The sequence below is a fragment of the Paucibacter sp. PLA-PC-4 genome, assembly GCF_026241155.1.
Taxonomy (GTDB): Bacteria; Pseudomonadota; Gammaproteobacteria; order Burkholderiales; family Burkholderiaceae_C; genus Roseateles_E.
Genome location: NZ_JAPFGP010000007.1, coordinates 56,074 through 79,122 on the forward strand (window position 1 = coordinate 56,074; position 23,049 = coordinate 79,122).

Annotated in this window: 19 protein-coding genes; 14 read left to right on the plus strand and 5 right to left on the minus strand. The window is 65.0% G+C overall.

The features are described from left to right. Nucleotides 1–741: 741 nt before the first annotated feature. The 3 genes from OOZ63_RS12375 to OOZ63_RS12385 form a co-directional block, all read right to left on the minus strand. Complete coding sequence (locus OOZ63_RS12375; protein WP_266005806.1) at nt 742–2,328, minus strand: ABC transporter substrate-binding protein; 1,587 nt, start codon at nt 2,326–2,328, stop codon at nt 742–744. 80 nt (nt 2,329–2,408) lie between these two features. Next, nucleotides 2,409–2,756, minus strand: a complete 348-nt coding sequence (locus OOZ63_RS12380; RefSeq protein ID WP_266005807.1) for a hypothetical protein — start codon at nt 2,754–2,756, stop codon at nt 2,409–2,411. A gap of 66 nt (nt 2,757–2,822) precedes the next feature. Next, the gene (locus OOZ63_RS12385) at nt 2,823–3,665 is read right to left on the minus strand and encodes an isopenicillin N synthase family dioxygenase (protein ID WP_266005808.1); all 843 of its coding nucleotides are present in this window, start codon (nt 3,663–3,665) and stop codon (nt 2,823–2,825) included. Between the two features lie 381 nt (nt 3,666–4,046). Between OOZ63_RS12385 and OOZ63_RS12390 the strand changes: the two genes are divergently transcribed. The 5 genes from OOZ63_RS12390 (at nt 4,047) to OOZ63_RS12410 (ending at nt 11,458) form a co-directional block, all read left to right on the plus strand. After that, nucleotides 4,047–6,899, plus strand: coding sequence for a 2-oxoglutarate dehydrogenase E1 component (locus OOZ63_RS12390; protein ID WP_266006045.1), 2,853 nt, complete (start codon nt 4,047–4,049; stop codon nt 6,897–6,899). Between the two features lie 78 nt (nt 6,900–6,977). Further along, on the plus strand, nt 6,978–8,228 hold the full coding sequence (odhB, locus tag OOZ63_RS12395; RefSeq protein WP_266005809.1) for a 2-oxoglutarate dehydrogenase complex dihydrolipoyllysine-residue succinyltransferase: 1,251 nt from the start codon (nt 6,978–6,980) through the stop codon (nt 8,226–8,228). Nucleotides 8,229–8,244: 16 nt separating this feature from the next. Continuing rightward, a complete protein-coding gene (gene lpdA, locus OOZ63_RS12400; protein ID WP_266005810.1) occupies nt 8,245–9,666 on the plus strand; it encodes a dihydrolipoyl dehydrogenase in 1,422 nt (473 codons plus the stop codon). 65 nt (nt 9,667–9,731) lie between these two features. Beyond that, nucleotides 9,732–10,832 carry a cell division protein ZapE gene (gene zapE / locus OOZ63_RS12405; RefSeq protein ID WP_266005811.1) on the plus strand — a complete coding sequence of 367 codons (1,101 nt, stop codon included), beginning with the start codon at nt 9,732–9,734 and terminating at the stop codon, nt 10,830–10,832. Between the two features lie 11 nt (nt 10,833–10,843). Further along, on the plus strand, nt 10,844–11,458 hold the full coding sequence (locus tag OOZ63_RS12410) for a hypothetical protein (RefSeq protein ID WP_266005812.1): 615 nt from the start codon (nt 10,844–10,846) through the stop codon (nt 11,456–11,458). Nucleotides 11,459–11,471: 13 nt separating this feature from the next. Here the strand turns inward: OOZ63_RS12410 and OOZ63_RS12415 are convergent, their stop codons facing one another. Further along, the gene (locus OOZ63_RS12415; protein ID WP_266005813.1) at nt 11,472–12,239 is read right to left on the minus strand and encodes a PP2C family protein-serine/threonine phosphatase; all 768 of its coding nucleotides are present in this window, start codon (nt 12,237–12,239) and stop codon (nt 11,472–11,474) included. Between the two features lie 89 nt (nt 12,240–12,328). Here OOZ63_RS12415 and OOZ63_RS12420 point away from each other — a divergent pair, with 89 nt between their 5' ends. Further along, nucleotides 12,329–12,532, plus strand: a complete 204-nt coding sequence (locus tag OOZ63_RS12420; protein ID WP_266005814.1) for a YdcH family protein — start codon at nt 12,329–12,331, stop codon at nt 12,530–12,532. 72 nt (nt 12,533–12,604) lie between these two features. Then, a complete protein-coding gene (locus OOZ63_RS12425) occupies nt 12,605–14,578 on the plus strand; it encodes an ATP-dependent DNA helicase (protein ID WP_416234732.1) in 1,974 nt (657 codons plus the stop codon). A 40-nt stretch (nt 14,579–14,618) separates the two neighbouring features. Here OOZ63_RS12425 and OOZ63_RS12430 read toward each other — a convergent pair whose 3' ends face one another. Then, the gene (locus OOZ63_RS12430) at nt 14,619–15,464 is read right to left on the minus strand and encodes an outer membrane protein assembly factor BamD (RefSeq protein WP_266005815.1); all 846 of its coding nucleotides are present in this window, start codon (nt 15,462–15,464) and stop codon (nt 14,619–14,621) included. A gap of 55 nt (nt 15,465–15,519) precedes the next feature. On the opposite strand from OOZ63_RS12430, the gene OOZ63_RS12435 reads away from it, so the two are divergent. The 7 genes from OOZ63_RS12435 to OOZ63_RS12465 all read left to right on the plus strand — a co-directional run bounded on the left by OOZ63_RS12435 (nt 15,520) and on the right by OOZ63_RS12465 (nt 23,047). Further along, entirely contained in the window at nt 15,520–16,536 is a 1,017-nt protein-coding gene (locus OOZ63_RS12435) for an RluA family pseudouridine synthase (protein WP_266005816.1), read from the plus strand. Between the two features lie 259 nt (nt 16,537–16,795). Continuing rightward, on the plus strand, nt 16,796–17,512 hold the full coding sequence (gene scpB / locus OOZ63_RS12440) for an SMC-Scp complex subunit ScpB (RefSeq protein ID WP_266005817.1): 717 nt from the start codon (nt 16,796–16,798) through the stop codon (nt 17,510–17,512). Then, the gene (locus tag OOZ63_RS12445; protein WP_266005818.1) at nt 17,509–19,557 is read left to right on the plus strand and encodes a pseudouridine synthase; all 2,049 of its coding nucleotides are present in this window, start codon (nt 17,509–17,511) and stop codon (nt 19,555–19,557) included. Before scpB ends, OOZ63_RS12445 begins: the two co-directional genes overlap by 4 nt. Nucleotides 19,558–19,656: 99 nt before the next feature. Beyond that, nucleotides 19,657–20,082 carry a nucleoside-diphosphate kinase gene (ndk, locus tag OOZ63_RS12450; RefSeq protein WP_137941745.1) on the plus strand — a complete coding sequence of 142 codons (426 nt, stop codon included), beginning with the start codon at nt 19,657–19,659 and terminating at the stop codon, nt 20,080–20,082. 55 nt (nt 20,083–20,137) lie between these two features. Then, nucleotides 20,138–21,274, plus strand: a complete 1,137-nt coding sequence (gene rlmN, locus OOZ63_RS12455; protein WP_416234726.1) for a 23S rRNA (adenine(2503)-C(2))-methyltransferase RlmN — start codon at nt 20,138–20,140, stop codon at nt 21,272–21,274. A gap of 26 nt (nt 21,275–21,300) precedes the next feature. Further along, nucleotides 21,301–22,107, plus strand: a complete 807-nt coding sequence (gene pilW, locus OOZ63_RS12460; RefSeq protein ID WP_266005819.1) for a type IV pilus biogenesis/stability protein PilW — start codon at nt 21,301–21,303, stop codon at nt 22,105–22,107. 10 nt (nt 22,108–22,117) lie between these two features. After that, the gene (locus OOZ63_RS12465; protein ID WP_266005820.1) at nt 22,118–23,047 is read left to right on the plus strand and encodes a helix-turn-helix domain-containing protein; all 930 of its coding nucleotides are present in this window, start codon (nt 22,118–22,120) and stop codon (nt 23,045–23,047) included. The last annotated feature ends 2 nt before the right edge of the window (nt 23,048–23,049 follow it).

Below are 23,049 nucleotides of genomic sequence, written 5' to 3' on the forward strand. Positions count from 1 at the left end.
TAACGCAACGGCCAATTGTTTTCTCGCTTTGTTAATCTATGGGCGATAACTCACCAATGTATTCGGGCACTCTCTGGGAAAGAGTTAACGACAAGAGCAATGAATGGTGCATGTAGCGACTCGGAAGAGCCCGCTGCGCACGTCAATCAGAGCTTTGCGCCAATGACGCGCATTCATACGATGGGCGCAATGACTTCCGTACATACACTGTTCTCAGTTTCGCCGCTCAGGTAGCTGAAGCGGCGGCGCTGCTGGTGCTACAAAACAAATTCCAAGCGTTGTTGGGGGATGAGGAGTCATGACCTGTCCTCCTCAGCGGTGCGAAACTTTGATTGGCCTGATTGACGAAGCCTGTGCCGCTGGTGCGAGGCTGGAGGCGGCGTGTGCACAGATCGGCCTGTCCGCGCGAACTGTGCAGCGCTGGCGGCATCCAGCAGGGCCTCGCTCGTGCAAGGGGATGACGGCATCCAATTAGGAAAGCACGGCCTTGAGGAGATGGATCTTTTCGGGCAGCACCGCTGCCTGGTGACGACAGCGATCAAGCCGGCCTCGCAGCCGTGCGTGCTGCGAAATCAGCCAAGCCATCGATGATGGCGTGCGCTCCAGGCCTGTGTAATCTCGGTTTTTCGGCATGTCCCGATGGTTTCAGAACCATCGGGGGCCATCCAGTGCATCAGCTAGATAATGCCGCAGACATGAAGAAGGCCGCCCGGAGGCGGCCTTCTCAAGTGGCTGTGCGCCTTACTTGATATTGGTGAAGCGCGCTTCCGGACGGTCATCCGAGCGGTGCTCGGTCGTCACATTGGCGCGCATCGCCCAGGGGCGAACCTGGTGGTGCAGAGGCACGAACAGGTATTCGTCGCGGGTGCGCAACAAGGCCTCTCGAATCATCGCGTTGCGCTTGGGGATGTCGACCTCGGTCTTCATCGCATCGACCAACTGATCGATCTTGGCGTCGCTGACCTTGGAGTAGTTGAAGTTGCCGTCGGCACCGGTGGTCTTGGTGCGCACCAGCGACTGCAGCGCGTACTGCGCGTCATAGGTGGCTACGCCCCAACCCAGCATGTACAGCGAGGTGTCGAACTTCTGGAAGGTCACGCTGTGCTGGGCCATCGGTGTGGCCACCAGGCGGCCCTTGACGCCGATCTTGGCCCACATCGCGACGACCGCTTGGCAGACCTCTTCGTCGTTGACGTAGCGGTTGTTCGGGCAGTTCATCTGAATCTCGAAGCCCTCGGGGTAGCCGGCCTCGGCCATCAGCTTCTTGGCCTTCTCGACATCCACCTTGAGCGGCTGGTCGATGTCCGGCGTGTTGCCGTTGACGCCCGGTGCCACCATGATGGCGGCCGGGATCGACAAACCGCGCATGATGGTGCGCTTGATCGCCTCGCGGTCCACGGTCAGGTTCAGCGCCTCGCGCACGCGCTTGTCCTTGAAGGGGTTCTTGCCCTTGACGTTGGAGCCCTTGAGTTCGTCACTGCCCTGATCCAGCGCCAGGAAAATGGTCCGCACCTCGGGGCCTTCGACGACTTTGAGCTTGGGGTCGGACTTCAGCTTGGCGACGTCCTGCGTCGGCAGATCGGTCAGCAGATCGACGTCGCCGGACAGCAGCGCTGCCACACGGGTGGGGTCCGACTTGATCGGCAGGTAGCTGACCTCGGTGATGTTGCTGGCGCGGGCCTTGTCCCACCAGTCGGGGTTCTGCACCATCGAGATCTTCTGGTCGGGCTGCCAGCCGGTGATCCTGTAAGCGCCGGTGCCCATCACATTGCGCGAGGCGAAGTTGTCTTCCTTGGCTTTGTAGTCCTGGGTATTGACGGTGTTGTTCTTCTCCGCCCAGGCCTTGCTCATGATGCGGAAGTCGATGATGTTGCGCAGCAGGATGGGGTTGGGGGCTTCCAGGATCAGATCGATGGTGTGGCTGTCAACCTTCTTGACCTCCTTGATGCCGGTCACATAGATCTGCATCGTGCCCTGGGGCTGCTTGATGCGGCCGAAGGAGAACACCACGTCGTCGGCGGTGAAGGGCGTGCCGTCATGGAATTTGACGCCCTTGCGCAGCTCAAAGCGCACCTGGGTCGGGCTGATGAAGGTCCATTTGGTGGCCAGTGCCGGCTCAACCTCGTACTTGGTGTTGTAGCGGGTCAGGCCTTCATAGGCGTGCATCAGAATCGCATTGGTGGTCGCATGATTCTGCGAGTGCGGGTCCGTCGTCAGGATGTCGTTTTGCGCTGCCCAACGCAGCGGTACGGCATGCACGGTGGCCGAGGTAGCGGCCAGCAGGCCCAGGGCCAGCGAAATCGAAGCCAGCTTGAGCTGATGATTCATAGTCTGCGCACTCCAAAACTGTTAGGAATATCGATCCTAGCCCGTGGGTCTGCGCGCTGCTCTAGTGGCTTGCCCGGGTCTCAGTACGGGCGCTGTTCGCCCGGTGCTGGCTGCACCAGCAGATCGGCATCACAGCCTTTGCCGGCGGCGATCATGCGGCGCGCCCAGGCGCCGATCAGGCGGTTCAGCCATTGCGGACCCGGGTGGGCCCAGCCCAATGCCGTCAGTGGCTCCACCAGCATGCCGCAGACATAGCGCCCGCCCCCGTCCGACCAGCGCAGCGCCGCGCAGGCGCCGCGCCGACGCCGGCTCGCCAGCACGCCCACAGGGCAGGGCTCGGCCAGGCAACACACGCCGCAGCCATTGCATGTCGCGCCCAAGGCCGGCTTGGGCGGCGCCGCGGGGTGGATGTGGATGACCTGAGGCATGGCCCACTGTAGAGCAGACCGGCGTAAAAAAGCCGACCCCGGGGTCAGCTGTGGTGAGGGGCCGGCTTACTTCTTGACGCCCAGCTCGCGCAGCCGCTCTTGCAGGTAGGCGTGGGCGGTGTAGCGGTCCGACAGCACGACCTCATCGCGCGGGTGCAGGAACAGCGGCAGCGAGACCCGGCTCTTCTTGGCGCTGTCGCCGGTGGGATTGACGACGCGGTGCTGGGTTGACGGGTAGTAACCCTGTGAGGCTTCCTGCAGCATGTCGCCGATATTGATGATCAGCATGCCGAAGTCGCAGGGGACGTCGAACCATTGGCCGTCCTTGCCCTGCACCTGCAGGCCTGGCTCGTTGGCGGCCGGCAGGATGGTCAAGAGATTGATGTCGCCATGCGGCGCGGCGCGCAGGGAGCCGGCCGGCTCGCTGCCGGTCAGCGGCGGATAACGCAGCACGCGCAGCAGGGTCAGCTGGCTGTCTTGGATCATTTGGGACAGCGGCTCGCGGTAGTGGCGTGCGATCTCGGCCGGCGTGTAGCGCTCAACCCAGGACAGCAGTTCTTGCGCGAGGCCGTTGGCCTGGCTGTAGTACTGCATCGCATCGGCCTTGAGCGGCGCTGGAATGCGCCCCCACGGGTAGATGTGAAAGTACTCCTTGATGTCCTTCTGGGTGAAGCCCTTGGCGGTCTCGGAAATCTCGGTCGAGAAGTAGCCGTCTTGCTTCTCCTTCGAGAAGGCGTACTGGTGCTTCTCATCGCCGTTGAAGAAATCTAGCCAGTCGGCATAGATTTTCTCGACCAGGGCTTGCTGGATTGGATGGTTGACGAGCACGCCGAAGCCGGTTTCGTGCAGCGAGCGGGTGAACTGCTCGGCCGCGTCGGCGGCGAGGTAGTCGACGACTTTGACTTGCATGGGAGCTCCTCGATAGTGTCCCGACGCCAAGCCATTCAATCGCGGGGCTTTGGCGCGCGAGCTGAAGTCTAGGCCAAGCTCGCCATGTTCGCAAACGTTTGCCGGCAAAGATGAAATAGGGGGCCCGCGCCAAAAGAGGCTTCAGTTCGAGCTGTACCTGGCCGAAACTCCCGGCGTGCAAGTCTCACGATGCAAAAGCGTAGCCGCGTGCCTAGGGTTAGCCAGGAGTGCTACAGTCCGCCCCTTGAGACTTGAGGTCCTTCCCGTCCCCTTTTCTGGCAACAGTGAAGGCGGGTCGCAATCCGCCAACCGGTCGAGCCGTGTCGCGGAAGGTTTATTTACCAGCCAAATCCCTGGAAGCCGGGGTAAGAGGTGAGCGAAATGATGCAGCAATACAGGTCGAACTCGTACCTGTTCGGGGGCAATGCACCCTACGTCGAAGAGATGTACGAGGCCTACCTCGACAACCCGGGTTCCGTGCCCGACAACTGGCGGGCGTATTTCGACGCCCTGCAGCATGTGCCTGCCACCGATGGCAGCGACGGCCGCGATGTGGCCCATGCGCCGGTGATCGAATCCTTCGCTCAGCGCGCCAAGGCCAATGCCTTCGGCAACAAGGCTTCCGGCGCCGAGCTGGCCGTGGCCCGCAAGCAGGTCCATGTGCAGTCGCTGATCGCCGCTTACCGCAATGTCGGTTCGCGCTGGGCCGACCTGGACCCGCTCAAGCGCACCGAGCGCCCCAAGATTCCCGAGCTGGAGCCGGCGTTCTACGACCTGAGCGAGTCCGATATGGACATCTCGTTCAGCGCCACGAACACCTATTTCTCCAAGGCCGAGACCATGACCCTGCGCGAGATCGTGCAGGCCTTGCGTGAGACTTATTGCAGCTCCATCGGTGCGGAGTACATGCACATCACCGACCAGGTGGAGAAGCGCTGGTGGCAGGAGCGCCTGGAGTCGGTGCGCGCCAAGCCCGCCTTCTCGGCCGAGAAGAAGCAGCACATCCTCGGCCGCCTGACCGCCGCCGAAGGCCTGGAGCGTTATCTGCACACCAAGTACGTCGGCCAAAAGCGTTTCTCGCTGGAAGGCGGCGAGAGCTTCATCGCGTCGATGGACGAGCTGGTGCAGCGCGGCGGCGAGATGGGCGTGCAGGAAATCGTCATCGGCATGGCGCACCGTGGCCGCCTGAACGTGCTGGTCAACACCTTGGGCAAGATGCCCAAGGATCTGTTCGCCGAGTTCGAGCACACCGCGCCCGAGGACTTGCCGGCCGGTGACGTCAAGTACCACCAGGGCTTCTCCAGCGATGTGACCAGCCCTGGCGGCCCGGTCCACCTGAGCCTGGCCTTCAACCCCTCGCACCTGGAAATCGTCAACCCGGTCGTCGAAGGCTCGGTCAAGGCCCGCATGGACCGCCGTGGCGATGCCAGCGGTGCGCAGGTGCTGCCGGTGCTGGTGCACGGCGACGCCGCCTTTGCCGGCCAGGGTGTCGTGATGGAAACGCTGGCGCTGGCCCAGACCCGCGGCTACTACACCGGCGGCACGGTTCACATCGTCATCAACAACCAGATCGGCTTCACGACCAGCGACCCGCGCGACAGCCGCTCGACGCTGTACTGCTCGGACGTCGTCAAGATGATCGAAGCCCCGGTGCTGCACGTCAACGGCGACGATCCGGAAGCCGTGGTGCTGTGCACGCAATGGGCGCTGGAATATCGCCAGCAGTTCAAGAAGGACGTGGTCGTCGACATCGTCTGCTTCCGCAAGCTCGGCCATAACGAGCAGGACACGCCGGCGCTGACGCAGCCGCTGATGTACAAGAAGATCGCCGCCCACCCCGGCACCCGCAAGCTCTATGGCGACCGTCTGGTGGCCCAGGGCGTGCTGGGTGCCGATGGCCCGGACGCGATGTTCAAGGCGTTCCGCGCCGCGATGGACGAGGGGCGCCACACGGTGGACCCGGTGCTGACCAACTTCAAGAGCAAGTACGCGACCGACTGGTCGCCGTACCTGGGCAAGAAGTGGACCGACAGCTGCGACACCGCGCTGCCGGTGGCCGAGTTCAAGCGCCTGGCCGAGAAGATCACGACGATCCCCGCGAACTTCAAGGTGCATCCGCTGGTCGAGAAGGTGATCGCCGACCGTGCGGCCATGGGCCGTGGCGAGATCAATATCGACTGGGGCATGGGCGAGCACATGGCCTACGCCTCACTGGTGGCCTCCGGCTACCCGGTGCGCCTGTCCGGTGAGGATTGCGGCCGCGGCACCTTTGTGCACCGCCACGCCGTGCTGCACGACCAGAACCGTGAGAAGTTCGACGAAGGCACTTACATCCCGCTGCAAAACGTCGCCGAGGGCCAGGCTCCCTTCGTCGTGATCGACTCCATCCTGTCCGAAGAGGCGGTGCTGGGCTTCGAGTACGGCTACGCCAGCGCCGATCCGGTGACCCTGACGATCTGGGAAGCGCAGTTCGGCGACTTCGTCAACGGCGCCCAGGTCGTGATCGACCAGTTCATCGCTTCCGGCGAAGTCAAGTGGGGCCGCTCCAACGGCCTGACCCTGATGCTGCCGCACGGCTACGAAGGCCAGGGCCCGGAACACAGCTCGGCGCGCCTGGAGCGTTTCATGCAGCTGGCCGCGGACAACAATATGCAGGTGGTGCAGCCGACCTCGGCCTCGCAGATTTTCCACCTGCTGCGTCGTCAGCAACTGCGCATGTTCCGCAAGCCGCTGATCATCATGACGCCCAAGTCGCTGCTGCGCAACAAGGACGCCACCTCGCCGATCAGCGAATTCACCAAGGGTGAGTTCAAGACCGTGATCAGCGAGCAGAACGCCGAGATCGACGCCGCCAAGGTCAAGCGCATCGTGGCTTGCTCGGGCAAGGTCTACTACGACCTGGTCAAGGCGCGCGGCGACAAGAAGGACGTGGCCATCATCCGCGTCGAGCAGCTCTATCCCTTCCCGCACAAGGCCTTCTCGGCCGAGATCAAGAAGTACCCGAACGTCACCGACATCGTCTGGTGCCAGGACGAGCCGCAGAACCAGGGCGCCTGGTTCTTCGTGCAGCACTACATCCACGAGAACATGGTGGAAGGCCAGAAGCTCGGCTACGCCGGTCGTCCGGCCTCGGCCTCGCCGGCGGTGGGTTATGCCCACCTGCATCAGGAGCAGCAAAAGGCGCTGCTGGAGCAGGCCTTCGGCAAGCTCAAGGGCTTCATCCTGACGAAGTAAGTTTGTGACCGCCCCGGCCCACCGCAATAGGTGCTCAGCCGGGGCGCGACGCTTCAAGAACAGAAAGCAATAGACATCATGGCAATCGTAGAAGTCAAAGTTCCCCAGCTGTCCGAGTCCGTCGCCGAGGGCACGCTGATCTCCTGGAAGAAGAAGCCCGGCGAAGCCGTGGCCATCGATGAGATTCTGGTCGAAATCGAGACCGACAAGGTCGTGCTGGAAGTGCCGGCCCCCAGCGCCGGCGTGATGGCCCAGATCGTCAAGAACGACGGCGAGAGCGTCGTCAGCGAAGAAGTCATCGCCCGCATCGATACGGACGGCCAGGCTCAGGTCAGCCCGCTGGAAGTCAAGGCCGTCGTGGCCACCGCGCCGGCTGCGCCCGCACCGGCGGCCACCGGCGGCAACAAGGGCGATGTGGCGATGCCCGCCGCCGCCAAGATTTTGGCCGAGAAGGGCCTGGCCGCCACCGATGTGGCCGGCTCCGGCAAGGACGGTCGCGTCACCAAGGGTGATGCGCTGTCCGCCTCTGGCAAGCCCGCAGCCGCCCCGGCCATCGCCGTGGCCGCTGCGCCTGCCGTCGCCAAGCCGCTGCCGGCCGTGGCCGCGCCTGTGGCTCCGAATCTGGGTGAGCGCCCCGAGCAGCGCGTACCGATGACCCGTCTGCGCGCGCGCGTCGCCGAGCGTCTGCTGCAGTCGCAATCCACCAACGCCATCCTGACCACCTTCAACGAGGTGAACATGGCGCCGGTGATGGAGATGCGCAAGAAGTTCCAGGAGAAGTTCGAGAAGGAACACGGCGTCAAGCTGGGCTTCATGAGCTTCTTCGTCAAGGCCGCCGTGGCCGCGCTGAAGAAGTACCCGGTGCTCAACGCCTCGGTCGACGGCAATGACATCGTCTACCACGGCTACTTCGACATCGGTATCGCCGTCGGCTCGCCGCGTGGTCTGGTCGTGCCCATCATCCGCAATGCCGACCAGCTCAGCTTCGCCGATATCGAAAAAACCATCGCGTCCTTCGGCCAAAAGGCCAAGGATGGCAAGCTCTCTATCGAAGAGCTGACCGGCGGCACCTTCTCGATCTCCAACGGCGGCACCTTCGGCTCGATGCTGTCGACCCCCATCATCAACCCGCCCCAGTCGGCCATCCTGGGCGTGCACGCGACCAAGGACCGCGCCGTTGTCGAGAACGGCCAGGTGGTGGTGCGTCCGATCAACTATTTGGCCATGTCCTACGACCACCGCATCATCGACGGCCGCGAAGCCGTGCTGGGCTTGGTGACGATGAAGGAAGCGCTGGAAGATCCGGCCCGTCTGCTGTTCGACATCTAAGCCGGAGACGAGATCAATGAGCGCTAAGCAATTCGATGTCGTCGTGATCGGCGGCGGCCCCGGCGGCTATATCGCCGCCATCCGCGCGGCCCAGCTGGGTTTCAACGTGGCCTGTGTGGACGAGTGGAAGAACGACAAGGGCGGTCCCGCACCCGGCGGCACCTGCACCAATGTCGGCTGCATTCCGTCCAAGGCCTTGCTGCAATCCAGCGAGCACTTCGACCATGCCAACCACCACTTTGCCGATCACGGCATCTCGGCCGACAACGTCAAGATCGACATCGCCAAGATGCTGGGCCGCAAGGACCAGGTGGTCAAGCAGAACAACGACGGCATCCTCTACCTGTTCAAGAAGAACAAGGTCAGCTTCTTCCACGGCCGCGGCTCCTTTGTCGCAGCCAAGGACGGCGGCTATGAGCTCAAGGCCGGCGACGAGACGCTGCAGGCCAAGCATGTGATTCTGGCCACCGGCTCGAACGCCCGCGCGCTGCCGGGCGCCGCCTTCGACGAGGAGAACATCCTCTCGAACGACGGCGCGCTGCGCATCGGCTCGGTGCCCAAGAAGCTGGGCGTGATCGGCTCCGGCGTGATCGGCCTGGAAATGGGCTCTGTGTGGCGTCGTCTGGGCTCCGAGGTCACCGTGCTGGAAGGTCTGCCTACCTTCCTCGGCGCGGTCGACGAGTCGGTGGCCAAGGAAGCCGCCAAGCTGTTCAAGAAGCAGGGTCTGAAGATTGAGCTCGGCGTGAAGATCGGCGAAGTCAAGTCGGACAAGAAGGGTGTTTCTGTCGCCTACACCGACGCCAAGGGCGATGCCCAGACGCTGGAGGTCGACAAGCTGATCATCTCGATCGGTCGCGTGCCCAACACCATCGGACTGAACGCCGAAGCCGTAGGCCTGAAGCTCGACGAGCGCGGTGCCATCGTCGTCGACGACGACTGCAAGACCAGCCTGCCCAATGTCTGGGCGGTCGGCGATGTGGTCCGCGGCCCGATGCTGGCGCACAAGGCCGAGGAAGAGGGCGTGGCCGTGGCCGAGCGCATTGCCGGCCAGCATGGTCATGTCAACTTCAACACGATTCCCTGGGTCATCTACACCAGCCCGGAAATCGCTTGGGTTGGCCGCACCGAGCAGCAGTTGAAGGCGGACGGCGTGGCCTACAAGGCCGGCCAGTTCCCCTTCTTGGCCAATGGCCGCGCGCGTGCGCTGGGTGACACCAACGGTTTCGTCAAGTTCCTGGCCGATGCCAAGACCGACGAGATCCTGGGTGTGCACATCATCGGCCCCTTCGCCTCCGAGCTGATCTCCGAAGCCGTGGTCGCGATGGAGTTCAAGGCTTCGGCCGAGGACATCGCACGCATCTGCCATGCGCATCCGAGCCTCAGCGAGGCGACCAAGGAAGCCGCGCTGGCCGTCGACAAGCGCACCCTCAACTTCTGATCGCCGCAGGCGTTTCAAAGTGAAAGGGGCGGCCTCGGTCGCCCCTTTGTCTTGCTGGATTCCCGATGACTTCTGTGACCGAGCTCTATCAGCAAACCCTTGCCGAGCGTGGCTACACGGCCGACGCGGCGCAGCTGCGCGCGATCGCTTCGCTGCAGCGCTGCCAGGACGAATGGGCCGACTACAAGTCGCGCCGCAGCAATGCGGTGACCAAGCTGCTGGTACGCCCGCCGCTGCCGCGCGGCGTCTATATGTACGGCGGCGTGGGCCGGGGCAAGAGCTTTCTTATGGACTGCTTTTTCCAGGCCGTGCCGCTGACTCGCAAGACCCGTCTGCACTTTCATGAGTTCATGCGCGAGGTGCACCGCGAGCTACAAGACCTCAAAGGCATCGCCGACCCGCTCGAGGAGTTGGGCAAGCGCATCGCCAAGCGCTTTCGGCTGATCTGCTTTGATGAGTTCCATGTCTCGGACGTCACCGACGCGATGATCCTGCACCGGCTGCTGGACTCCTTGTTCAAACACCGGGTGTCCATTGTCACGACCTCGAATTTTCACCCCGACGGCCTCTATCCCAATGGCTTGCACCGCGACCGTATCCTGCCGGCGATCGAGCTGCTCAAGGACAAGCTCGAGGTCATCAATGTCGATGCCGGCACCGACTACCGGCGCCGCAGCCTTGACCATGTCGAGCTCTATCACACGCCGCTGGATGCGGCGGCCGACGATTCGTTGACCCGGGCCTTCGAATCGCTGGCCGAGGCCCGCGACGAAGACCCGCTGCTGCATATCGAGCATCGCGAGCTGCGCGCGCGGCGCCGTGCCGGCGGCGTGGTCTGGTTCGATTTCCAGACCCTGTGCGGTGGCCCGCGCTCGCAGAATGACTATCTGGAGCTGGCCACCCAGTTCCACACGCTGATACTCTCCAACGTGCCGGCGATGCCGCCGCGCTTGGCCAGCGAGGCGCGGCGCTTCACTTGGTTGGTCGATGTGCTGTACGACCGGCGCGTCAAGCTGCTTATCTCGGCGGCCGTGCCTCCCGAGCAGCTGTATACCGAAGGGCCGCTAGCCCATGAGTTCCCGCGAACCATCTCGCGCTTGCAAGAGATGCAGAGTTCCGAATATCTTTCGCTGGCCCGCCGTGAGGTGGACACCTCGCTGACCTGAAGACCCATGCCATGTTCAAGACATCCCTCCTGCTGAGCCTGATGCTGCTGAGTGCCGCGTCGGTCGGTGCGGCCGGCGAGCGGGAGGCGCTGGCAGAGCAGCGCCGGCACATCGAGGCCCGGCATGCCCAGGCGCTGAAGGACTGCGCCCCGCGCTTCAATGTCAACGCCTGCGAGCAGCAGGCCCGGCTTGAGCGCGCGCAGGCGCTCAAGCCGCTGCTGGCGCGCGAGCAGGAGCTCGACAGCGCACAACGCCAGGCACGCGCCCAGGCCCAGCGCGAGCGCGTCCAGGCCAAGCAGCAGGCCTTTGCCAGCCAGGACGGCAAGCGCATGCAGCGCTCCTTGCTGGCCGACCTGCCTAGGCCGGCTGCGGCCGCGTCCAAGCCGCATCGTGTCGTCGACGATCAGGCCCATGGCCGCGCGGTGCAGGCCGAGATCGCGCGCGGCGAGCGCGCCGCACAACGGCGTCGCCAGCAGGCCGCCGATCGCGAGCAAGAGGCCCAGGCGCGGCGCGCGGCGGCACAAAAGCGTCAGCAGCAGCATGCGCAGTCCAGCAAGCCGGCGGCGAGCCTTCCGCAGCCGACTGCCGACGAGCTCGCCAAGCTGCCGCCAGCCCCCAAGCCCTAAGGCCGAAGGCCTCTCAGGCCAGCGCTTCCACCCGCACAATGGCCAGCGACAGGTTGTCGCCGGCCCCATGAGCGCGCTGGCGCGCCTTTTCGATCAGCAACTCGGCGGCCTCGCGAGGCGGCAAGCCGTGCATCACGGTGCCCAGCTCGCGCGGGTTGAAGTAGTGCCAGAGCCCGTCGCTGCAGGCCAGCAGGCTGTCTCCGACCTGAAGCTGCTCGGTGATGTCCAGACTGGGCGTCGGTTCCTGCACCGTGCCCAGGCAGCCGGTCAACAGATTCGACTGCGGATGCACGGCCGCTTCGGCCTCGCTGATCTGGCCCTCGTCGATCAGGCGTTGCACGAAGGAGTGGTCCAGGCTGCGCTTGAGCATCTCGGCGCCGCGGAAATGGTAGAGCCGCGAATCGCCGGCATGCACCCAGTGGCAGCGCCGGTCGGGGCTGACCAAAAAGGCCGCCAGCGTGCTGTGCGGCTCTTCTTCGGTGGCGATGGCGGTCAGCTTGATCATCAGATGGGCTTCGGCCGCCATCTGGGCCAAAAAGTCGGCCGGCGCCTCCTCGCCGGGCACATAGCGCTCGAACAACTGGCCGGCGGTCAGCACCACCTGGTCGGCCGCCTTGCGCCCGCCGCTCTTGCCGCCCATGCCGTCGGCCAGCACTGCCAACAGGCAGCCTGTCTGGCGCGCATGGCTGAACACCTCGACCTGGTCCTGCTGATACAGGCGGTCCCCGCGATGGGTGCCGGTGGCGGCGCTGAGTCGAAATCCGGGGGAGCTACGCGTCATGGCAAAAACTATGGGTTTCCCAAAAACTATAATCGTCAACCGATGTCCAGCGTGCACTCAGCGCGCCATCCGTGCCAGCTTACCCTTTCATGGATGAACAGCTTCACTCTTTATCGCGCCGCCTGATCGAATTGCGCATGGAACACGCCGATCTGGATGTGATGATCGATCAGCTGGCCCAGCAGCACCCGCTCGACGAGCTCGCGCTGCGACGGCTTAAGAAGCGCCGTCTGGCGCTGCGCGATCTGATTTCCCGCCTGGAGCAGGCCAATGACCCGGCCGAACCGGCCTGAACGAGGCACAGCCTGTTGAGCGAACAAGAAGCCGCGTCCCTGCGCGACCAGGACGACACCAGCGAGAAGGTCGTGAAGAGCGAGCTCGAGCAATGGGTGGCTGCCGCCTTCGACCGTGGCGGCCCGCTGTCCCGGGCCGATCCCGGCTATTCGCCGCGCGAGCCACAGCTGCTGATGAGCCAGGCGGTCGCCCGCGCGATGGCGCGGCGCGAGGCCCTGGTCGTGGAGGCGGGCACCGGCGTCGGCAAGACCTTTGCCTATTTGGTACCCGCCTTGCTGTCGGGCGGTCGCGCCCTGATCAGCACCGCGACCAAGAGCTTGCAGGACCAGCTTTTTCTGCGCGATCTGCCGCGCCTGTGCGAGGCCTTGCAGACGCCCACCCGCATCGCCTTGCTCAAGGGCCGCAGCAGCTATCTTTGTCTGCACCGGATGAAGCATGCACGCCACAGCGCCGAGCTGCCGGATCGGCGCGCGGTGATGTTGCTGGCTCGCGTTGAGCAATGGGCGCAGCAGACCGTCAGCGGCGATTTGGCTGAGATGGAGGGCCTGGACGAGCGCTCGCCCATCATCCCCATCGTCAGCTCGACGCGCGACAACTGCCTGGGTTCGGACTGCCCCGAGTTCCGTGCCTGCCATGTCGTGAAGGCGCGCCGCGAGGCGATGGATGCCGATGTGGTGGTGGTCAACCACCATCTGTTCTTTGCAGATATGGCGCTTCGCGACAGCGGTGTGGCCGAGCTGCTGCCCGGGGTCGACGTCGCGGTGTTCGACGAGGCCCACCAGCTGCCCGAGGCCGGTGTGCAGTTTCTCGGCACCTTGCTGGGCACGGCCCAACTGCTGGATTTCGCCCGCGATGTGCTGGCCCAGGGTCTGAGCGAGGCGCGCGGCCTGCAGGACTGGCAGGGCCTGCATGCCGGACTGGAGCGGGCTGCGCGTGAGCTGCGCTTGGTCTGCGCCGGCTCGATGAAGGAGGTGCGCGGCATCCTGAAGCTGCGGTGGCAGGAACGTGCCGGCAAGCCAGGCTTTGCCCAGGCACTCGGTGAAGTGGCACGAATGGCCGATTTGGCAGTCGAGATGCTGGCCACGGTCAACGAGATCTCGCCCGACTTCGTGCGCCTGCACGAGCGCGCCCAACAACTGGCCGAGCAGGCCCGGCATTTCGCACAGGCTCCCGAGGCCGGTGATGTACGCTGGATCGATCTGAGTCCCCACCAGGCGCGCCTGGTCGAGTCGCCGCTGGACATCCGCGATGCCATGCAGGAGCAGCTGGCGGGACCACCGAAGGCTTGGATCTTCACCTCGGCGACGCTGGGTGACGACGAGCGACTCTCCTGGTTCACCGAGCCGGCCGGCCTGGACAGCGCACGGGTGCTGCGGGTCGGTAGCCCCTTCGACTATCCCGCGCATGCGCGGCTCTATATTCCGCGCGGTTTCCCCAAGCCCAGCGAGCCCGATCATCCGCTCGAAGTGGCGGCGATGGCGGCGCGCTGTGCCCGAGCGCTGGGTGGTCGCACCTTCGTGCTGACAACCACTTTGCGTGCCTTGCAAAGCATTGGCGACGCCTTGCGCGAGGAGTTCGAGCGCGGCTTCGATGCGATCAAGGTACTGGTCCAGGGCGCGGCGCCCAAGCGCTTGCTGCTGCAGCAGTTCATGGCCGACCCGCGCGCAGTCCTGGTCGGCTCGGCCAGCTTCTGGGAAGGCATCGATGTGCCCGGCGACGATCTGCAATGCGTGCTGATCGACAAGCTGCCATTCCCGCCCCCCAGCGACCCGCTGGTCGAGGCCCGGGTGCAGCGGCTCGAAGCTGCCGGCCGTAACGCCTTTGCCGAGTTCTTTATCGCCGAGGCCGCGATCGCGCTAAAGCAGGGTGGTGGCCGGCTGATACGAAGTGAAACCGACCGTGGCCTGTTGATCGTCTGCGATCCTCGCATGGCGGGCATGAACTACGGCCGGCGCCTGCGCCAGGCCTTGCCGCCGATGACGCAGCTTGCCAGTGAGGACGAGGCGCTGGACTGGCTGCGCCTGCTGGCCGCCGAGCGGGCGTAAAAAAGCCCGCTGCTGCGGGCCTTGTCTCCTGTGCTGTGGCTTACCAGACCTGCCACCAGGCGCGCTTTTTGCTGGCAAAGCCGGCGCTCAGGTAGGCGCTGTCCGGGAAGTTTTGCTTCAGTACTCGCTCGGCGTCGTCGCGCAGCGGCTTCAAGTTCAGCTTCTCGTAGCTCTGCATCATGATGTAGAGCGCCTCCTCAGCCGACGGTGCGCGCTGGAACTCCGTCACCGCCTGCTGGGCACGGTTGGCCGCCGCGACATAGGCGCCGCGGGTGTAGTAGTAGCGCGCCACATGGACCTCGTAGCTGGCGAGCGTGTTGGTGATGTAGTCGACGCGCAGGCGCGAGTCGTCGGCGTACTTGGAGTCAGGAAACTGCTCGGCTACCTGTTTGAAGGCCAGCAAGGCATCCCGCGAGGCCTGCTGGTCGCGCTCCGAGATGTCCTGGCGGGCCAGGCGGCCGAACAGGCCCAGGTCCTCGTTGAAATTGACCAGACCTTTAAGGTAGAGCGCATAGTCCAGCGCCGCGCTCGACGGGTTGTTCTTGATGAAGCGGTCCAGCGTGACGATGGCAGCGGCGCGCTCGCCGCTGCGGTACTGGGCCCAGGCCAGATCGAGGCCGGCCTGCTGCGCCATCAGCGTGCCGGCGGCGCGGCCTTCGATACGCTCCAGCGTCTTGATGCCGCGGTCGTAGCTGCCGCTGGCGATATCGGCCTTGGCGTCTGCGTACAATTTGTCCAGATTGGCCTGCGAGTTCGGATCATCAGCCGGAGTGGAAGAGCAGGCCGCCAGCAAGGCCACGGCGCCGGCCACGACAAGCGTGACGAGCCGCGAGGCGGTTGCTGGGTTCGCCGGCGCCTGGGGGCGCTGCACGCAGTTTTCTGTCATGGTCCATGCCGGTGCCATGGCACCGAACTTCAGCTGAAATTGGAGAATTGATTATATGGTTCAGGCCCCGCCTGCCCTGGAGCTCTCGTCCGAGACCGACGCCAGTGAAGAATTGCAAGAACTCGAACAGGCGGAACAGCGCGAGGCCATGGTGGATGAGGCCGGTCATGGGCAGCGCCTGGACAAATGGCTGGTCGGCCTGGCGCCGGAGTTTTCACGCAACCATTTGCAAAGCCTGATCGAGCGCGGCCATGTGCAGATCAATGCTCAAGTCGCGACCAGCGCCTCGCGCAAGCTGCAGGCCGGCCAACGCGTGCAGATCGAGTTGCAGCCGACCGCCGAGAGTCGCGCCTTTCGTGCCGAGCCGCTGGCGCTGAACATCGTCTTCGAGGACGAGCATCTGATGGTCTTGGACAAGGCGCCGGCCATGGTCGTCCATCCGGCTGCCGGCAACTGGTCTGGCACGGTGATGAACGGCCTGCTCGCCCATCATCCGGCTGCCGCGACCTTGCCGCGTGCAGGCATTGTGCACCGCCTGGATAAGGACACCTCGGGCCTGATGGTGGTCGGCAAGACCCTGGAGGCGGTGACTGCGCTGACTCGCATGATCGCGGCCCGCGAGGTGCATCGCGAGTATCTGGCGCTGACCCATGGTCGGGTGCCGGAGCAGATGAGCGTCGATGCACCGCTGCGGCGTGATCCGGCCTCGCGGGTCAAGATGGCAGTGCTGTCCAGCGGCAAGCCATCGCGCACCGACGTCTATGGCCTGGCCCAGACCGAGATCGAGAACCGCAGCTACAGCGCCGTGCACTGTGTGCTGCACAGTGGCCGCACCCACCAGATCCGCGTCCACCTGGCCAGCAAGGGCTACCCTTTGGTGTCCGATGCGCTTTACGGTGGTTCGCCGGCTTTCGGCCTGGCGCGCCAGGCCCTGCATGCGGCGCGGCTGAGTTTTGCTCATCCGATCCAGGGTCGACACATGGTGTTTGATGCGCCGCTGCCACAGGATTTGGCCAATAGTTGGGCTTTAGCCGGGCTGCCGATGCCTCAGCTGCCGCCGTTGGCGGATTGAGCGCGCTACAATCGGGGCAACTTGGTTCAGCCGAGCGCGGCGGATGTTGTACCAATCCGCAGCGGCGCCTGGATCGAGGCCGTGCAGGCCATGCTCATCCCCGTGAGGGCTAGTTTGATACCGCCCGGCCGTTATGCCCCGCCTCCCATGCCGCTGAACAGGTCAGCCCCGGAGCCGGTTGCCCTGACCCGAACAGCCCGCTGAGAACAGCGACTCGATCAATGCCCGCCCGTACCGGTGAGCCAGCCGACAGCAGTCGATGAACACACAGGATGCAAAGCGCGTCCTTGAGACCGCGCTGATTTGCGCTCAGCAGCCGCTCACCTTGCGTGAGCTGCGCACCTTGTTTGCCGACGGTGTCGGCCCGGATACCTTGCGCAGCCTGCTGGACGAGTTGGTGCGCGACTGGGACGGGCGGGGCGTCGAGCTTGTGGCGGTTGCCTCGGGTTGGCGTTTCCAGAGCCGACCTGAGTTGCGCGAGTATCTGGACCGTCTTCATCCGGAGAAGCCGCAGCGCTATTCGCGGGCTGTGATGGAGACGCTGGCCATCATTGCCTACCGTCAGCCGGTGACGCGTGGGGATATCGAGGACATCCGCGGCGTCGTGGTGTCCACGCAAATTGTCAAACAGCTGGAGGACCGGGGCTGGATCGAGGTGATAGGCTATCGCGAGGCGCCGGGCCGTCCTGCCCTGTATGCGACGACCCGCCAGTTTCTCGATGACCTCGGCCTGTCCAGTCTGGAGCAATTGCCCTTGTTGAGTGCCGGCGGCGAGCCGGGCCCAGAGTTGGGGCACCTGCTGCAGGCACAGAGTTCGCTGCTGGAAGACGGCAGCCAAGAGGGGCAGGCCGGCAGCGAGCCCGCCGCCACATCTGAATCCGAATCCGCGCCCATGGCTTCCCATGCGGGCGCACCCGTTCCGGCTCTGCCGGACTCCGACCCTGAAGCCACCGAGAAGGTGCAAGCCGACGCATGAATTCCAACGACACCGATCCCAAGGCCGCCGAGGCCCCGAGCGACGCTCCCGAAGCCGCACCCAAGCGACGCCGAGCGCCGGCACGTGCCAAGGCCGAGACCGTGGCCGTGGCCGTGGCCGAAGTGGCGACGACTGAGGCAGCTGCCGAGGTCAAACCTGTGAAGCCGCGTGCACCGCGCAAGACGGCGACCAAGAAGGTCGACGAGGCTGCGGTCGAACCGGTGATCGAGGTGGCTGCGCCCGTCGAGCTCGCTGCGGTTGCCGTGCTTGAAGAGGTGGTGGCGACCAAGCGCCGCGCACCGCGCAAGACGGCGGCGAAGACCGAGTCGGTCGACGAGGCGCCGGTGCAGCTGGCGCTGGAGGCTCCGTCTGTGGCCGAGTCGGTCGCTGTTGACGTCGTCGAGCCGCAGGAGTCGGCGGAGGGTGCCGAGGGTGCCGAGGCCGCTGGCGAGCGTGAGCCGCGTGGTAATCGCAACCGTCGCCGCGGCCGCAAGGATCGCGCCGAGCTTGTCGATGGTGTCGAGCCCCGCGAGGCGCGCGAGCCCCGTCCTGCGCGGCAGGACTCCGTCGCGCCCGAGCAACTGCAGGCCGAGACGGTCGAGCGCTTTGCCCAGGTGCTGGCCGGGGAGTTCGATGCGGCCGATGAAGAGCCGGTGGCCGAGGTCGAGGAGCAGGAGGTCGAGACCAAGCGCGTGCTGGCGCCTGAGCCCGATGCGCCGAAGCTGCAGAAGGTGCTGGCCCAGGCCGGCATCGGCTCGCGCCGCGATATCGAGGACATGATTGCCGAAGGCAAGATCGAGGTGAACGGCGAGGTGGCCCATATCGGCCAGCGCATCTCCTTTGGTGACCGTGTTCATGTGGCTGGCAAGCCGATCAAGGTGCGCATCTCGCCGCCGCCGCCGCGCATCCTGGCTTATCACAAGCCGACCGGCGAAGTGGTCAGCTTCAATGACCCGGAAGGCCGCCCCACTGTGTTTCGCCACCTGCCCAAGCTCTATCAGGGTAAATGGCAGTCGGTCGGCCGACTGGACCTGAATACTGAGGGCCTGCTGCTGTTCACCAACTCAGGCGAGCTGGCCAATCAGCTGATGCATCCGCGCTTTGGCGTCGAGCGTGAGTACGCGGTGCGCGTGTTGGGCACGCTCAGCGACGAGCAGCGCAGCCGCCTGCTGGAAGGTGTGATTATCGAAGGCCAGAAGGCCGGCTTCAAGAGCATCGAGGACGGTGGCGGTGAGGGTGTCAATCGCTGGTATCGAGTGGTCATCACCGAAGGCCGTAACCGCGAGGTGCGCAAGCTGTTCGAGGCCGTCGGCCTGGTGGTCAGCCGCCTGATCCGCATCCGCTACGGCACCGTGGTGCTGCCGCGCGGCCTCAAACGCGGCGTCTGGGTGGAGCTGGGTGAGGACGATGTGCGCGTGATCCGCCGACTGGCCGGTGGCCCGCAGCAGCCACGGGACGCGCAGCGCGAGCCCCGTGAGCCGCGTGAAGGGCAGGCGCCGCGTGGCGATCGCGGTGGTCAGCCGCGCAATGAGCGCGAGCGTGGCAACGAGCGTTCGAACAATCGCCGCAGCGACGGTCGCCAGGCCGGCGTCGGCCCGCGCCCGAGCCGCCCGGAAGCGCCGCGCGAGCGAGCGCCTGAGCGTCCGTCCGAGCGTTTCAACGAGCCGCGTGCCAACGAGCGACCGGACCGTGACGACGAGGATGGTGATGATTTCATCCCGCGTAATATCAACCCGCTGGAGCAGACCTTCGACCGCCGCTTTGCCACCGGCAGCAAGCGCATTCCGCAGGGCTTCGGTGCCGGTGGCAGTGCCCAGGACCGAGGTGGCAACCGTGGTGGCGGCAACAAGGGCGGCCCGCGCGAGCCCGATCCGATGCAGACCTCGGTCGGCTATATCGGCGGTGATGCCTTTGTGCGCCGCGGCGGCGGCGGCGGCGGTCGCTCCGGTGGCGGCGGCGGCGGTGGCCGCAGCGGCGGGGGTGGCGGTGGTCGCTCCGGCGGCGGTGGTGGCCGTGGCGGCGGCTTTGGCGGCCGCAACCGTTGAGTTCCAGGTGCTGGCCTTCATGAGGCTGGCATCTTCAGGCATTACAATCCAAGGCTTTGCCAAGCCCCAAGATTTCAGGACATATTTAGGAGAATAACCATGGCTATCGAACGTACCCTTTCTATCATCAAGCCCGATGCCGTGGCGAAGAATGTCATCGGCCAGATCTACGCCCGCTTTGAAGGCGCTGGCCTGAAGGTGGTTGCCGCCAAGATGGCGCATCTGTCGCGTGGCGAGGCCGAGGCCTTTTACGCTGTGCACAAGGCACGCCCCTTCTTCAATGATCTGGTGACCTTCATGATCTCCGGCCCGGTGATGATCCAGGCGCTGGAAGGCGAAGGCGCGATCCTGAAGAATCGCGACCTGATGGGCGCTACCGACCCGAAGAAGGCCGAAAAGGGCACGATCCGCGCCGATTTCGCCGACAGCATCGACGCCAACGCTGTGCACGGCTCCGACGCTGCCGAGACGGCCGCCCAAGAGATCGCTTTCTTCTTCCCCGGCATGAATGTCTACAGCCGTTAAGACGGCCCAATGCCTCTTGTGCTCTGGCCTTGAGGCTGGATCAAAGAGGTAAACAATGGACACGGCCAACCTGCTCGGTTTGACGAACCTGCTCGGTTTCGATCTGGAGGGGCTGGCCGCGTACTGCGAACAGCTGGGTGAGAAGCGCTTTCGCGCCACCCAGTTGTTTCGTTGGATTCATCAAAAAGGCGCATCTGACTTCACTCAGATGTCAGACCTGGCCAAGTCGCTGCGCGACAAGCTGGCCACCCGGGCGCATATCTCTGCGTTGCCGGTGATTTCCGAACATGTCTCGACCGACGGCACGATCAAGTGGCTGTTCGATGTCGGGGGTGGTGATGCGGTCGAAGCGGTGTTCATTCCCGAAGACGACCGTGGAACCCTGTGCATCTCCTCCCAAGCTGGCTGTGCAGTGGGCTGCCGCTTCTGCTCAACCGGGCACCAGGGCTTCAGCCGCAATCTGAACACGGCCGAGATCATCGCTCAGCTCTGGTTTGCCGAACACAGCCTGCGCAAGCGCCTGAATACGCAAGAGCGCGTCATCTCCAATGTGGTGATGATGGGCATGGGCGAGCCGCTTCAGAACTACAGCGAGCTGGTGCCTGCGCTGAAAATGATGCTGGACGACCACGGCTACGGTCTGTCGCGCCGCCGCGTGACGGTTTCTACCTCGGGCGTGGTGCCGATGATCGACCGGCTGCGCGACGATTGCCCGGTGGCGCTGGCCGTGTCGCTGCATGCCCCGACCGACCCCTTGCGCGACCAGTTGGTGCCGCTGAACAAGAAGTACCCGATTGCCGAGTTGCTGGAGGCCTGCAATCGCTATCTGGACAAGGCGCCACGCGACTTCATCACCTTCGAGTACTGCATGCTGGATGGTGTCAACGACACGCCGGAGCAGGCGCAGGAACTGGTCGCGCTGCTGCGCGGTCATGTCTCCTGCAAGATCAATCTGATTCCCTTCAATCCCTTCCCGGCCTCGGGTCTGAAGCGGAGCTCCAACGAGCGCGTCAAGGCGTTTGCCGAGGTGCTGATCCAGGCTGGCCTGATCACGACGATACGCAAGACCCGTGGCGACGATATCGATGCCGCCTGCGGCCAGCTGGCCGGCGAGGTGCAGGACCGTACCCGCGCCCATGTGCGTATGGTGCGGGCGCCGGTCAGCGTGGTCCGCCCGAACCGCCCCGTCTAGCCCTCCCACAAACCTCGACACCCTCAATGAACCAGCTTCTGCAGCTTCCGGTCTTTCGTGCGGCAACGATGGCGTTGTTGCTGGCCCTGCTGGCGGCCTGTGCGGGCGGCCCGCGCGGCCAGACGGCGGAGGTGCGTACCGCCTCGGATCAGACCGATGCCGACCGCCGCGCGGCGGTGCGCATCGAGCTGGCCTACGGCTACTTCTCGCGCGGCCAGTACAGCACCGCGCTGGATGAACTCAAGCAGGCTTTGCAGGCCAAGCCGGACATGCGCGAGGCACTGAATCTGCGGGGTCTGGTCTATGCGGCACTAGGCGAGATCCCGCTGGCCGAGGAGAGCTTTGCACGCGCGTTGAGCCTGAGTCCACGTGACCCCGATACCTTGCACAACTATGGCTGGTTTCTGTGCCAGCAGCGCCGCTGGCCCGAGTCCTATGCCCAGTTCGATTTGGCGCTGGCTCAGCCGCAGTACCGCGGGCCCTCTCGCTCGCTGCTGGCCAAGGGCGTCTGCGAGTTGGCCGCCGGCGAGCTGCCGGCCGCGGAAAAGACCTTGGCGCGCGCCTTTGAGATCGACCCGGGCAACCCGGCCATCGCCGTTAATCTTGCCGATGTGCTGTACCGCGGCGGCCAGTTCGAGCGGGCGCGTTTTTATGTGCGCCGCGTCAACGCCCAGCCCGAGCAAAGCAGCGCCCAAAGCCTGTGGCTGGCGCTGCGCATCGAGCGACGTCTGGGTAACACCGCTTCGGTGGATGAGTTGAGCCAGCAGCTGCGACGCAGTCATGCGCAATCGCCCGAGGCGCTGGCCCTGGACCGGGGTCGTTTTGATGAATGAAGGGGAGCGCATGTCTTCGATCCTGAGCGAGGCTGTGGCCGCGCCGCTGGCTGTTCCAAGCCCGCAGAGTGCCGGAGCCTGGCTGCGTGCGGCACGGACGGCCCAGGGCCTGCACATTGCGGCGCTGGCGGCGCAGCTCAAGGTGCCTCAGGCAAAGCTGGAGGCGCTGGAGGCGGACCGCTATCAGGACCTGCCGGACCTGACCTTTGCGCGCGCGCTGGCTAAGGCCATGTGCCGGGTTTTGAAGGTCGATGCGGCACCGGTGCTGGCGCTGCTGCCCCGCGGTGATGAAGCGGGCCTGGATCGCGTGTCGCGCGGGCTGAACCAGCCCTTCCGCGAGCGCCCCGGGCGCGAGGACACGGTGTCACTGGACTGGCTCAAGCGCCCGCTGGTGTGGGCGCCGGCCGGCCTCTTGTTGGCTGCACTGCTGATCTATTTACTGCCGACTCAGTGGCTGGGTTCGCTAGATTCCTTGGGTGGGGGTGCGGTGGAGCAGGGCGCGGCGCAGTCGGTGCCGGCCGAAGCTGCGCCGGCCGCCAGCGCGGATGCCGGGCCTGTGCTTGCCGAAGCCACGAGCTCGGCCCCGGCAGTCATCGCTACTGCGCAGACAATCACCGCCGAGCCGCAGGCGGCGCCAGTGGGGAGTTCGGCGCCGGTCGTTGCCGCCGCCTTGGGCGCCAGCGCGCCGGTGCTGGCCGTCGGCCAGGTGCCGCTGAGCATCAAGACTTCGGCCGAATCCTGGGTCGAGGTGGTCGATACCAAGGGTCAGGTCTTGTTTTCCAAACTGATGCGCCCGGGTGAATCGGCCTCGCTGGCGGCGCTGCCGCCGCTGCGGCTGCGGGTGGGCAATGTCTCGGGCACTGAGATCACGCTGCGCGGTGCGGCCGTCGATCTGGCGGCGCAGTCCAAGGACAATGTCGCGCGACTGGAGTTGAACTGAAC

What these genes read in the sequence shown, in the direction of transcription:
- rlmN (WP_416234726.1), top strand. Translation starts at nt 20,138, where the DNA reads ATGGACACGGCCAACCTGCTCGGTTTGACGAACCTGCTCGGTTTCGAT.
- OOZ63_RS12375 (WP_266005806.1), bottom strand. Translation starts at nt 2,328, where the DNA reads ATGAATCATCAGCTCAAGCTGGCTTCGATTTCGCTGGCCCTGGGCCTG.
- OOZ63_RS12445 (WP_266005818.1), top strand. Translation starts at nt 17,509, where the DNA reads ATGAATTCCAACGACACCGATCCCAAGGCCGCCGAGGCCCCGAGCGAC.
- OOZ63_RS12415 (WP_266005813.1), bottom strand. Translation starts at nt 12,239, where the DNA reads ATGACGCGTAGCTCCCCCGGATTTCGACTCAGCGCCGCCACCGGCACC.
- OOZ63_RS12410 (WP_266005812.1), top strand. Translation starts at nt 10,844, where the DNA reads ATGTTCAAGACATCCCTCCTGCTGAGCCTGATGCTGCTGAGTGCCGCG.
- OOZ63_RS12380 (WP_266005807.1), bottom strand. Translation starts at nt 2,756, where the DNA reads ATGCCTCAGGTCATCCACATCCACCCCGCGGCGCCGCCCAAGCCGGCC.
- zapE (WP_266005811.1), top strand. Translation starts at nt 9,732, where the DNA reads ATGACTTCTGTGACCGAGCTCTATCAGCAAACCCTTGCCGAGCGTGGC.
- OOZ63_RS12465 (WP_266005820.1), top strand. Translation starts at nt 22,118, where the DNA reads ATGTCTTCGATCCTGAGCGAGGCTGTGGCCGCGCCGCTGGCTGTTCCA.
- OOZ63_RS12390 (WP_266006045.1), top strand. Translation starts at nt 4,047, where the DNA reads ATGATGCAGCAATACAGGTCGAACTCGTACCTGTTCGGGGGCAATGCA.
- lpdA (WP_266005810.1), top strand. Translation starts at nt 8,245, where the DNA reads ATGAGCGCTAAGCAATTCGATGTCGTCGTGATCGGCGGCGGCCCCGGC.
- OOZ63_RS12430 (WP_266005815.1), bottom strand. Translation starts at nt 15,464, where the DNA reads ATGACAGAAAACTGCGTGCAGCGCCCCCAGGCGCCGGCGAACCCAGCA.
- odhB (WP_266005809.1), top strand. Translation starts at nt 6,978, where the DNA reads ATGGCAATCGTAGAAGTCAAAGTTCCCCAGCTGTCCGAGTCCGTCGCC.
- OOZ63_RS12435 (WP_266005816.1), top strand. Translation starts at nt 15,520, where the DNA reads ATGGTTCAGGCCCCGCCTGCCCTGGAGCTCTCGTCCGAGACCGACGCC.
- OOZ63_RS12385 (WP_266005808.1), bottom strand. Translation starts at nt 3,665, where the DNA reads ATGCAAGTCAAAGTCGTCGACTACCTCGCCGCCGACGCGGCCGAGCAG.
- pilW (WP_266005819.1), top strand. Translation starts at nt 21,301, where the DNA reads ATGAACCAGCTTCTGCAGCTTCCGGTCTTTCGTGCGGCAACGATGGCG.
- scpB (WP_266005817.1), top strand. Translation starts at nt 16,796, where the DNA reads ATGAACACACAGGATGCAAAGCGCGTCCTTGAGACCGCGCTGATTTGC.
- OOZ63_RS12420 (WP_266005814.1), top strand. Translation starts at nt 12,329, where the DNA reads ATGGATGAACAGCTTCACTCTTTATCGCGCCGCCTGATCGAATTGCGC.
- ndk (WP_137941745.1), top strand. Translation starts at nt 19,657, where the DNA reads ATGGCTATCGAACGTACCCTTTCTATCATCAAGCCCGATGCCGTGGCG.